The following is a 12,285-nucleotide window of genomic DNA, read 5'->3' on the forward strand; positions in this document are numbered from 1 at the left end:
GTAATAAATTGGCAATAGATAAAAGTGAATCAGAGGACATAGAAATTTTTGCTCCAAAGTTCTTTCTTTTTTAGTTACTCCACAACTTTTTGCGTTGACCCGTTACCCCCCCGAAAAGGGGTCGGGCTTTACGCTATATCTTTTTAAAATATTATAGTGAAGCAGTAAGATCTGGCGTTCTTTTAGTTTTAAGTGCTAAATATCCAATGTGCCCTTTTGTGTTTTTTAAAAAGGATGCCGCTGCAATCCCTAACGCACTGCCCTAGACCAAAAAAGCTTATATCTTCTAAATAAAGACCATGTAATACATAAAGTTGATATGTCGTTTTTTGGGTCATGCCAGGCAAGAAAACAAAATGTAATAATTACAACTTTTAAAATAATCTATTTTTATTAAAAACATTACACCATTAGATACACAATAGTATCAATACATAAAAATTAAGTTCACTACATTAGCAAACTTTTAAAAATTATCATGACCATATTCGACCTCCTATACTATAACGTCTTTTCGTATTACAAAACTATTTTTAAACAAAGAGCTGTTACCATTGCAACACTTTATATTTCAGTTTTACAGTGCTTACTTATATTGCTTTTGGGTGTTTTCTTTTCTGTTTTCTTTAGAAAAATGCATATAGATGCTATGTCGAAGGAAAATGCTTGGATACTGTTTCTTTTAATATCAATTTTTCTGTGCTTCAAGAACTGGATGCAATACACAGGTAAACGCCGCATGATGATACATGCAAAAATGGTTAAAAAGAAAACAACACCCTATAACATTTGGGTACTATGGTTTTTACCCGTGGCCATTATCATTTTAGTATATGGTTTTTTTTAAGCATTTTAAGCCATAGCAATTCTGTTCAAATAATATATTTTCACAACTCTTACTTCTTAAAAATAGCATATACAGGAAAATGATCGCTATACCCGCCCTGATACTTGGGCCCTATATACGTTCTAAAGGGCTTTCCTTTATGTTTTCCATGAGACAGCTTTAAAAAATCATCATCAAATATTTCGGCTTTATCAAAACTCAAAGTATTTGGAGTGGCTTCAAAAAAATTAGTAGTAAATAAGATCTGATCGAATAAGTTCCATTTAAATCGATGTGTAGACGTACCTCGAGAATAGGTATGCAACACATCCATAGGATTGTATAAGTTCTGCGTCTTTACTAATTTTCTAATACTATTACTCGAAGGATCATCATTAAAATCGCCAATCACAATTATCTTTGGGTCTTCGCACGTTTGTGCTAACGTATTCATAATCTCACTCACCTTATCTGCAGCTGCAAGACGTTTGGGCTCTGTTTCTTCTAAACCTTCATGCCTAGACGACCAATGGTTTACAATTACATGGATTTTCTCACCATCAAGCCAGCCAGAAACCAGTAAAATATCCCGTGTATAATCGGGAGTTCCATTTTCATTTGCCAAATACACCCTAAAACTCTCGGAATGCTGGAGTTTAAAAGCATTTTTATCATAAAGCAAAGCCACATCGATACCGCGTTCATCTAAAGAATCATAATGCACATACCCGTAATTAAGATGTTCCAAATGTTTAGATGACAACAGATCTTTGATAGCTACTGCACTTTCAACCTCCGCTAATCCAACAATAGCAGGATGTTTTCCCGTTTCATTTTTTCCAATATTAGAAATGGCAAAACCTAATTTCCGAAGTTTATTTTGATAGCGCTTATACGTCCATCTTTTTACCGAAGCGGGTAAATAATCATTATCATGGGTACGTTTGTTGTCATGAATATCAAATAAATTCTCAACGTTATAAAAAGCTACGGTTTGCAAATCGTGTCGGACAAGAATGTCGTCAGGAATATCATCGGTCATACATCAAAAATAGTGTAAATATAAGGCTTACCATAATGAGATGCTCTAATGTTAATTAAAAAACCCAAAATAGCCTTCAAAAACAAATAAGCCGTACAAGTCGCGTTCGATAAAATATGTCGTATTTTGTATGGTTCCATACACAATGCCATGCCCACATCTTTAGTTCTATTGGTGTAGCCGTTTTTGTTTTTTTATGCTAAGAAAGGCTGCTGTTTTTAAATTAAACCGCTATACTATGGTATCGGATCAATACTTTTTGAAATAGAATGCTTCCAATTATGTAACTTTGAACTTTAAACCATTATATGTTAGAAAAAAAAGATGTTAGCTTAGAAAAAGCTGTTTTAATAGGAGTTATAACAAAAGATCAAGACGAGGAAAAATCTAAAGAGTACTTAGATGAACTGGAGTTTTTAACCTATACTGCTGGTGGGGACGTATTAAAACGTTTTACACAAAAAATGGAAATGCCAAATCCAAAAACGTTTATCGGAACTGGTAAAATGGAAGATGTACGTCGTTATATTGAAGAAAACGATGTTAATACTGCTATCTTCGATGATGAATTATCGGCAGCACAAGAACGCAACATTAGCAAAATATTAAATGTTAAGGTTTTAGACAGAACCAATTTAATCCTTGATATTTTTGCCCAACGCGCCCAAACCAGTTATGCCCGTACTCAGGTAGAATTGGCACAATGCGAATATTTATTGCCTAGATTACGTGGTATGTGGACCCACCTTGAGCGTCAAAAAGGAGGAATTGGCATGCGTGGCCCTGGAGAAACTGAAATTGAAACAGACAGACGTATTGTTCGAGACCGAATAGCCTTATTAAAGGCAAAAATTAAAGCTATTGACAAACAATTGTCTACACAACGTGGTAATCGCGGTGCCATGGTACGTGTTGCACTGGTAGGCTACACCAATGTGGGGAAATCTACTTTAATGAACGTGATTAGCAAAAGTGATGTGTTTGCTGAAAACAAATTGTTTGCGACCTTAGATACCACTGTTAGAAAAGTAGTGATTCAAAACCTTCCCTTTTTATTATCTGACACCGTTGGTTTTATCCGAAAACTACCTACGCAATTGGTAGATAGCTTTAAAGGCACACTGGATGAAGTAAGAGAAGCCGATTTACTGTTGCATGTGGTTGATATTTCACATCATAATTTTGAAGAACATATTGAGTCTGTTAATAAAGTACTAGGTGAAATTAAAAGTTCAGACAAACCTACCATCATGGTTTTTAACAAAATTGATGCTTATCAGCCCGAGCCTTATAAAGAAGATGATTTAGAAACAGAACGAAGCTCGGAACATTATACTTTAGAGGAATGGAAAAAAACATGGATGCACAAAGTGGGCAATAATGCTTTATTCATTTCAGCCTTAAATAAAGAAAATATAGAACACTTTAAAAAACGTGTGTACGACGAAGTTCGTGATATTCACGTAACACGTTTTCCTTATAATAATTTTCTTTACCCAGATTACGACGATTCTGAAGTATAATTGATACCGCCTAAAATGAATTGGATAAGATCTGTATGGAAGAAAAAATGGATAAAGTGGAGTCTAATTGCAGGCGCTGCTGTTGTTGTTTTTTTTCTCACTATTTATATTAGTGTGTTTTTGGGAGTTTTCGGAAAACTACCTACAAAAGAAGACTTAAGCTTTATAAAACAAGCTGAAGCCACACAAGTACTTGATAGTAGCGGAAAATTAATTGGTAAATATTATATTTATGATAGACAACCTTTAGATTTTGAAGACTTCCCTAAACATCTTATTGATGCACTTGTCGCTACCGAAGATGTTCGCTTTTATGAACACGACGGTATCGATAATATAAGCCTAATGCGGGTGTTTATCAAAAACATTATTTTACAAAACAAATCTGCAGGTGGTGGCAGTACTATTACATTACAATTGGCCAAGAACTTGTTTGGAAGGAAAGATTATGTTGCCTTTAGCATGTTGATCAATAAGTTTAAAGAATCTATAATTGCGACCCGTATTGAAGCTATTTATTCTAAAAAAGACATCTTAACACTTTATTTAAACACCGTTCCTTTTCCCGATAATACTTATGGCATCGAAAGCGCTGCTCGCAAATTTTTCAACAAGCCCGCCTCAAAATTAAACTATTCTGAAGCCGCCACATTAGTAGGAACTCTAAAAGCAACCACTTATTTTAATCCCAGGCTTAATTTAGAACGCAGCCAATCGCGACGAGATGTGGTTTTTCAGCAAATGCTTAAATACGGCTATATTTCACAAGACTCCTTAAAGCTTGTAACCGAACAAGATGTTGTTTTAAATTATAAGTCCTTTAATCACGATGTGGGTTTGGCTCCTTATTTTAGAGCCCAAGTAAAAAAGGAATTAGCGGTTATATTAGATAGCATAAAAAAGCCCGATGGTAGTGCTTATAATTTATATATGGATGGTTTAATCGTTCATACTACACTAGACTCAACCATGCAATCTCTTGCAGAAATAGCCATGCAAGAGCACCTTACCGTTTTACAGCAGGCTCATGAAGAATCTTTTGGTAAATCGGCACCTTGGGTTACTAATAAAGCCCTAATACAAACAGCTATTAAAAACCTACCTAGATACAAATCCTATAAAAAATCAGGATTAACGGAGGACCAAATTATAGACTCACTTTCACTAAAGCAAAAAACGGAATTATTTAATTGGAGCGGAGACACCATTCAACAAGTATCGGCTATAGATAGCTTACAACATTATTTAAAATTTTTAAATACTGGAATGCTTTCTATAGAACCCAAAACAGGGGCCATAAAAACATATATTGGTGGTATTGATTATCGGTTTTTCAAATACGACCATGTCTCGCAAAGCGAACGCCAAATAGGCTCTACGTTTAAACCTTTTGTGTACACCGCAGCTATTGAAAACGGGATGAAACCCTGTACATATTTCTCATTACAAGAAGTTACGTATACCAATTTTGATAATTGGACACCCAGCAATTCTGGCAGAAGTGAAGAAGATCCACATCTTAATTATAATTTAGAGATGGCTTTGAGCAATTCCATAAATACGATAGCGGTAAAGGTTTTAAACGAAGTAGGTCTTGACCATGTTATAAAGCAGGTCGAAAAACTAGGTATTACCAAGGAGATGCCTAGACAGCCATCACTAGCCTTAGGTGTGTCGGAAATCAACCTTAAAGAGCTCACAGGAGCTTATGCTAGCTATGTTAACAACAGCAAAGCAATAAAACCATATGCCATAACCAGAATTGAGGATAAAGAAGGCAATACACTTATCAATTTTAAACCAAAAACAACACAATCACCTGCGTATAGTGATTATACAAGACAAGTATTACTAGAAATTATGCAGTCTACTGTAAATAGTGGAACAGCTTCCAGATTGCGCAGTACTTACGGCCTTACTAACGCAATAGCTGGAAAAACAGGTACAACCCAAAACAATAAGGATGGCTGGTTTGTTGGTATTACTCCAAACTTGGTTACGGTTACCTGGGTTGGCAATGACAATCATAGTATCGGTTTTAAAACCACAGGTATTGGACAAGGTGCCAATTCTGCATTACCTATTTTCGCTAAGTTTTATCAGAAATTAAATGCCGACTCCCATTTTGATAACATTACAAAAAGTCGTTTTGAAAATCCTTCGCAAAAAGTACTAGCCGATTTAGATTGCAATCCAGAAAAGCGTGATGGCCTTCTTAAAAGAATTTTTGGAAGAAAACATAAAAAAAAGAAGTTTTAATACAAAAACACTTTAACTAAAAAATGCGCTTTCAAAAGAAGCGCATTTTTTTTATAAACTTTATTAAAACTTATCGTCTTAAAATTTGTAGCTTAACCCTAGAGTATAATAACTCTGTAATTTATTTTTAATATTACCAAATGTTGGTGCTGGGTCGCCACTAGTATTATCAAAATTATCAATATTGTACTTCAATGCTTCTTGCTTATTACTTCTTAAGCCAAAGTCAAAACCAACACCAATCATTTTCCAAAGCGTGTAACTAAAAGAGTTGTTCCAAGTCCAATTGGACAGGTCACTGCTCTTGTAACTTTGGAACATCGACAAATTTGTTTTAAAGCTTATAGCTTGTATTTGTCTCGTATAATCTACAAGAATCTTTGTTCCTAACGACGAATCGAAAACCGCATCATTTCTACTAAATATCATGTTGTAGTTTAAGGGGTGTACCACAACTACTAAATCTGTAAGCGGTGTCCAGGTAGCACCAATACCAACATCTAAATATCCCGGATTGTTAAAATTATTCAAAATCGTGGTTCTATATTCCCCTAATCCAGAAATAGCAAAAGTTTCACTTAACTTTTGGCCATATAAAGAAGAGACAGTAAACACATCGGTTGCTTCTCTCCATTCAGAATTATCTGCGACATCTTTATCATCAAACTTAACCCAAGACAGATTAATGTTTCCTGCATTTCTCCAAAAGAAATTTTCAGTATCTAAGTTAGCAAATGCATTTGCTGTAAAGCCAATATTTCCTGATCTATTGTTTGGTGATTTTTGAGCGTACCAATTGTTAAAGTTAGAAAAACTCCCACCTATGGTTCCAAAAGCCCCTTTTTTCCAACCTGGAAAGGCATCAATTTTTCCCTGTGTGTTATCAACACGGCTTTTAGCGGCCTTAAGCGAATCCTTCTGAACAGCTAAAGTGCTCTTTAATTCTTCTAAAGTTTGTGCTTGAACCAAAACAGTACCAAAGCACAATGTTAATAATAATATTACTTTTCTCATTTATTAATTTTTTAAAATGCGCGCAAATATACACTATTTTAGTTTTTAATAAAACATTCAAGAAAGAGCACCAAAATGCTATATTTTATTATAAATAAAACCTATTTGCTTTTATAAAGCGGCACAGAAGAACAAGCTTCACCATACATGATAGATTTTACAGTAGGCCTCAGCTTATTGGCTAGCATAATATAAGCGTTCTGTGGTACTGGCTTTTTAGAACAGCCTTTTATAATAATAGGTTTATCGGCAAATTCAGAAATATCCAAATCGTTTAACACATCTTGGTAAATAGACGTTTCCAAAACCTCTAAATCACCTACAACTATTTTTTTTGCAAAAGGCTCTAAATGCATACTAATAAGCATAAAGGCCCATCCAGGTATAATGGCATCTGTGCTACAGGTTAATGCCACATAGCCATCTTGATATTGCGCCCAATTATAATCTGCTACTTGAACCCTAAATTCTTTTTCACGGAGCACAAAGCCTTCATAAAGCCAATCTTTAATATCAAACAGTACCCGTTGTCCTTTTGGGTAGTAATCTTCAAGGTTTACCGTTACCAGTTTGCTATTCGCTACGCGATTTACAATATCGTCTGCCATTTTTTAAAACTATTATAAGAGCATTATTAGAGGTAAGTATAGCCGTTTCTGTTATGATATTTTAAACAAAAGCATTTATAGAACGTCTATATTTTTATATAAAAACGCTTTAAAACTTAAAGCATTCCCAGTTCCAATTTCGCTTCTTCGCTCATAAGCTCTTGCGTCCATGGGGGGTCGAAAGTAATTTCAACTTCAGCATTTTTAACCTCGTCCAAGGATTTTACCTTTTCTTCCACTTCCATGGGTAAGGTTTCTGCTACCGGACAATTGGGTGTGGTTAAAGTCATTAATATCTTTACTTCACGGTCTTCATTTACGAATACATCATAAATCAATCCGAGTTCGTAAATATCCACAGGGATTTCTGGATCATAAATCGTTTTAATAACGTTTACTATCTTTTCTCCTAATTCGGCAATATCTATTGTGTCGCTCATTTTATTTAATATTTATAGAGGTATACGTTTAAAATTTCATCATCAACTAAACGGAAAATACCCCACTAGTTAAGTTGTGTTTGGTATGCAATGGCATACATTTTCAATTGTCTTATCATACTTACCAATCCGTTTGCACGTGTTGGCGACAAGTGTTCTTTAAGGCCTATTTCATCAATAAAATCGGTATCTGAGTCAATAATGGCCTTAGGAGGTTGATTTGAAAATACACGAATTAAAATAGCAATAATACCTTTGGTTATAATAGCATCACTATCGGCAGTAAATACTATTTTATTATCTTCCATTTCGGCGTGTACCCACACCCTACTTTGGCACCCCTTTATAATGTTGCTTTGGGTTTTATATTGCTCTTCAATTAAAGGCAAATCTTTACCTAAGTCAATCATATATTGGTAACGCTCTTCCCAATCTTCAAACATTGAGAACTCTTCTATTATTTCGTTTTGGATTTCTTCTATACTCACAAGTTTCGTTTTATACAAAATTACAAATTTAAGACAGCATCATTTTTGCTTTTTTCACACCTTCTACCAAACTATCGATTTCGGCTTTGGTATTATAAAACGCAAAAGACGCACGTACCGTACCTGGAATTTTAAAATAATCCATAATAGGTTGTGCACAATGATGTCCTGTTCTTACCGCAATGCCCATTTTATCTAAGATGGTTCCTACATCATACGGGTGAATGCCTTCTAAATTAAATGAAATTACAGATGTTTTATGTTCTGAAGTTCCGTAAATTTTCAACCCTTCAATTTCCAAAAGCTTTTCTGTTCCGTACTGCAGGAGTTCACGCTCTTGTTTTTCGATGGCTTTAAAGCCTATACGGTTCATATAATCAATGGCTGCTCCAAAAGCGATTCCGCCACATATATTAGGCGTTCCAGCTTCAAATTTATGGGGTAAATCGGCATAAGTTGTCTTTTCAAATGTAACTTCTGCGATCATTTCACCACCACCCTGATAGGGCGGTAATTTCTTTAACCAAGCTTCTTTTCCATAAAGCACTCCTACGCCTGTTGGACCACACATTTTGTGGGCCGAAACCACATAAAAATCGGCATCCAACTTTTGAACATCTGCTTTTATATGGGGACTAGATTGTGCGCCATCAATTAAAACTGCGGCACCTACTTGATGCGCTTTTTCTATGATATACTCAATGGGATTAATAGTACCTAGCGCATTTGAAATGTGGTTTACAAAAACCAGTTTCGTCTTTTCTGATAGCAACTTATCAAATTCCGACATTACCAGTTCACCGTCGTCATTCATGGGAATAACTCTTAAAACAGCTCCTGTACGCTCACATAGCATTTGCCAAGGCACAATATTACTATGATGCTCTAAAGCCGAAACGATAATCTCATCCCCTTTTTTCAATAGCGATGAAAACCCATTTGCTACTAAATTGATGCCATGGGTTGTCCCTGATGTGAAAATAATTTCATGCGCATGTTTAGCATTAAAATGACGTCGTATTTTTTCACGTGCTTGCTCGTATAAATCTGTAGCTTCTTGGCTTAACGTGTGTACGCCACGATGAATATTGGCATTGTAGTTTGAATAATATGCGACAATAACATCTATTACCTGTTTTGGCGTTTGAGAAGTTGCGGCATTATCAAAATATATTAAAGACTTCCCATTTACTTTTCGAGAGAGAATGGGAAAGTCTTTTCTAATGTTTTCTAGGTTGAACATAACAGTATGTTTAGCCCCGATAATTGTCTTTCGACTCCGCTCTTGATACATTCTATCCTTTTTTGTGTTTTTACCAAACAAATAAAATAGCGGATAGCGGGATTAGCTTCAAATAATATTTTTTAACTTCTAATTACGCTAATATTTAAAGGTCGAACCCAATATTAACGCCTAACTTCTTAGCTATAATATTAGTAATACGTTGTTTAATCTCTGGTATTTTAACCGAGCTTAAAACATTATTACTGAAGGCGTACATTAAAAGCGCTTTGGCTTCTTTTTCAGGAATCCCTCTAGACCGCATGTAAAACATAGCGGTTTCATCTAATTGACCAATGGTACACCCATGAGAACATTTCACATCATCTGCAAATATTTCCAATTGGGGCTTAGTATTTAAAGAAGCTTTATCACTTAACAAAATATTATTATTCGCTTGAAAAGCATTTGTTTTCTGTGCCAATTTTTCTACTAGAATTTTACCGTTGAAAACGCCTGAAGCACTATCATTAAAAATACCCTTGTAATCCTGATGGCTTTCACAATTTGGCTCGATATGGTGAACCAATGTATTATGATCAACATGTTGTTTACCACCAATAATTGTTACTCCTTTTAAGGTTGAATCGATACGCTCTCCATTTTGATAAAAATTAAGATTGTTTCGTGTTAATTTACCTCCAAAAGAAAACGTATGCACCGATGCAAAACTTTCTTGTTTTTGTTCAACAAAAGTATTGTCTATCAATGACGCATTGTACTGGTCGTTTTGGATTTTATAATAATCTACGATAGCACGTTTATTTGTATAAATCTCGGTGACACTATTCGTGAGCACTGGATTTTCTGTTAAACTTTGATGACGCTCAATAATTTGCACATGGCTATTCTCTCCAACCACAATTAAATTACGTGGCTGCAACAGGGTTGCAGCTTCATTTCCTGTTGAAAAATGAAGAATTTGAATAGGTTTATCTACCAGCTTATTTTTGGGTATATGAATGTAAGCGCCCTCACTTGAAAATGCAGTATTTAGGGACGTTACACTATCTTTAGTTGCTACTTTATTGAAATAGTTTTCAATAATCAAACGGTATTTTGGTTTATTCAATGCCGAAGACATCAAACAAACATCTAAACCATCATGTGTGGTTTTAGATAAGTGTGATGCATATTTTCCATCAATAAACACAATATTATAGGTGTCGATATCATGTATAAAATATTTTTTAACATCTCGGTACTCTATATTATTCTCTTTTTTTGGGAATATGCTATAATCTTGTTTTAAAACACTATTTAAAGACGTATACTTCCAAGCTTCATCTTTTCTAGTAGGAAAGCCTTTTTCTTCAAATATTTTCATAGCATTCGACCTAACACCGTGAATATACGTGTCTACTTCGACGTTATTCTCAAACGCCATAAAGGATGATACTAATTTTTCTTTTAAATCCATTTTGTTCCGTTTTCAGTTATAATCTCAGTCTTCACATAAATGAACTATGAGGAGTGAACTGTGTACTCTTTATTAAACTTTAGAATCTTTTGTTTTGAGTGAGCTTTTTGTCACCCCTATTAAAAACCAGCATTATTGGCCAGCTTCAGCTTCTTCTTTAACCCAATCATACCCTTTTTCTTCAAGCTCGTGAGCTAATTCTTTTCCGCCAGACTTTACAATACGTCCGTTATGCAAAACATGTACAAAATCTGGAACGATATAATCTAACAAACGTTGGTAATGCGTAATTATTAACACGGCATTATCTTTGCTTTTTAGTTTATTCACACCATTTGCAACGATACGAAGCGCATCGATATCCAACCCAGAATCTGTTTCATCTAGAATCGCTAATTTCGGCTCTAGCATGGCCATCTGAAAAATCTCATTTCGTTTTTTCTCACCGCCCGAGAAGCCCTCGTTTATGGATCTGGACAAAAACTTTCTGTCAATTTCCAATAATTCCGATTTCTCACGAATCATTTTAAGCATATCCTTAGCTGGCATATCTTCTAAACCTTTTGCTTTACGGGTCGCGTTAATGGCTGTTTTAATAAAGTTAGTTACAGAAACACCAGGAATCTCCACAGGATACTGAAACGACAAAAACACCCCTTTATGGGCACGTTCTTCCGCCGCTAGCTCATCAATGATTTCCTCGTTGAATTGAATACTTCCTGCAGTTACTTCGTACTCTTCTTTTCCAGCTATAACAGATGCCAACGTACTTTTACCAGAACCGTTTGGTCCCATTATGGCATGTACTTCTCCAGCTTTTATCTCAAGATTTATGCCTCTTAAAATAGCTTTATCTTCAACACTTGCGTGTAAATTATCAATTTTTAACATACTTCTTATTTAAATCTCAATATTAAAATACCTAATTCCAATACTCGTAAAAAATGGAACTCGTTTTTTGGTTGCTCAATTATTTACTTCTGTACCTTGTATGCCTCCTGCCTTTTGGGTTCGGACACCTTTACAATTTCTTTTATTTCAACTCGAAATGGCCAGCCTTCTTCATGGTCTGGTTTCGAAACAATGTGTCCTCGAATTTCCACAGGAACCATATCGGTTGCTTCTTTTTTATAGCGCTGTACTTCTTGCTCCAGTTTATGCATGTTCTCATCGACTATCACGCCATAAATCTCGGAATTCGTTTGTAAAACAGCAGCATCTGAATAATATATAAACTCGCCCTTCAAAAGCGTTAACTCATCTTTTTGCTGTGCTACCTCTACAGCTTTATCTTTATTTTTACAGCCTATAAATGCCATAAAAACGAATGCTATAAAAAGTGTTTTTTTCATTTTTAAAATTCGAGTTTATTTTTCTTTAACC

Annotated in this window: 11 protein-coding genes; 2 read left to right on the forward strand and 9 right to left on the reverse strand. The window is 35.0% G+C overall.

Annotation, left to right across the window (positions count from 1 at the left end):
* Positions 1-896: 896 nt before the first annotated feature.
* Positions 897-1,868 carry an endonuclease/exonuclease/phosphatase family protein gene (locus ACFFU9_RS04600; protein WP_379860205.1) on the reverse strand — a complete coding sequence of 324 codons (972 nt, stop codon included), beginning with the start codon at positions 1,866-1,868 and terminating at the stop codon, positions 897-899.
* A 308-nt stretch (positions 1,869-2,176) separates the two neighbouring features.
* On the opposite strand from ACFFU9_RS04600, the gene hflX reads away from it, so the two are divergent.
* Together hflX and ACFFU9_RS04610 are read left to right on the forward strand one after the other, a co-directional pair.
* The gene (gene hflX, locus ACFFU9_RS04605; protein ID WP_379860206.1) at positions 2,177-3,391 is read left to right on the forward strand and encodes a GTPase HflX; all 1,215 of its coding nucleotides are present in this window, start codon (positions 2,177-2,179) and stop codon (positions 3,389-3,391) included.
* A 15-nt stretch (positions 3,392-3,406) separates the two neighbouring features.
* Complete coding sequence (locus ACFFU9_RS04610) at positions 3,407-5,650, forward strand: transglycosylase domain-containing protein (RefSeq protein ID WP_379860207.1); 2,244 nt, start codon at positions 3,407-3,409, stop codon at positions 5,648-5,650.
* 78 nt (positions 5,651-5,728) lie between these two features.
* Here ACFFU9_RS04610 and ACFFU9_RS04615 read toward each other — a convergent pair whose 3' ends face one another.
* From ACFFU9_RS04615 to ACFFU9_RS04650, 8 genes are all read right to left on the reverse strand, one after another.
* Positions 5,729-6,664, reverse strand: coding sequence for a DUF3078 domain-containing protein (locus ACFFU9_RS04615; protein WP_379860208.1), 936 nt, complete (start codon positions 6,662-6,664; stop codon positions 5,729-5,731).
* 101 nt (positions 6,665-6,765) lie between these two features.
* Entirely contained in the window at positions 6,766-7,272 is a 507-nt protein-coding gene (locus ACFFU9_RS04620) for a DUF2480 family protein (RefSeq protein WP_379860209.1), read from the reverse strand.
* 116 nt (positions 7,273-7,388) lie between these two features.
* The gene (locus ACFFU9_RS04625) at positions 7,389-7,712 is read right to left on the reverse strand and encodes an SUF system Fe-S cluster assembly protein (protein ID WP_379860210.1); all 324 of its coding nucleotides are present in this window, start codon (positions 7,710-7,712) and stop codon (positions 7,389-7,391) included.
* A gap of 65 nt (positions 7,713-7,777) precedes the next feature.
* Positions 7,778-8,200, reverse strand: a complete 423-nt coding sequence (locus tag ACFFU9_RS04630; RefSeq protein ID WP_379860211.1) for a SufE family protein — start codon at positions 8,198-8,200, stop codon at positions 7,778-7,780.
* Between the two features lie 28 nt (positions 8,201-8,228).
* Complete coding sequence (locus tag ACFFU9_RS04635) at positions 8,229-9,443, reverse strand: aminotransferase class V-fold PLP-dependent enzyme (RefSeq protein ID WP_379860212.1); 1,215 nt, start codon at positions 9,441-9,443, stop codon at positions 8,229-8,231.
* A gap of 145 nt (positions 9,444-9,588) precedes the next feature.
* A complete protein-coding gene (gene sufD, locus ACFFU9_RS04640; RefSeq protein WP_379860213.1) occupies positions 9,589-10,902 on the reverse strand; it encodes a Fe-S cluster assembly protein SufD in 1,314 nt (437 codons plus the stop codon).
* A 132-nt stretch (positions 10,903-11,034) separates the two neighbouring features.
* On the reverse strand, positions 11,035-11,793 hold the full coding sequence (gene sufC, locus ACFFU9_RS04645; protein WP_379860214.1) for a Fe-S cluster assembly ATPase SufC: 759 nt from the start codon (positions 11,791-11,793) through the stop codon (positions 11,035-11,037).
* Positions 11,794-11,876: 83 nt separating this feature from the next.
* Positions 11,877-12,254, reverse strand: coding sequence for a hypothetical protein (locus ACFFU9_RS04650; protein ID WP_379860215.1), 378 nt, complete (start codon positions 12,252-12,254; stop codon positions 11,877-11,879).
* Positions 12,255-12,285 lie beyond the last annotated feature (31 nt).

Origin of the sequence: Mariniflexile ostreae (assembly GCF_042427585.1) — a bacterium.
Lineage (GTDB): Bacteria > Bacteroidota > Bacteroidia > Flavobacteriales > Flavobacteriaceae > Pseudalgibacter > Pseudalgibacter ostreae.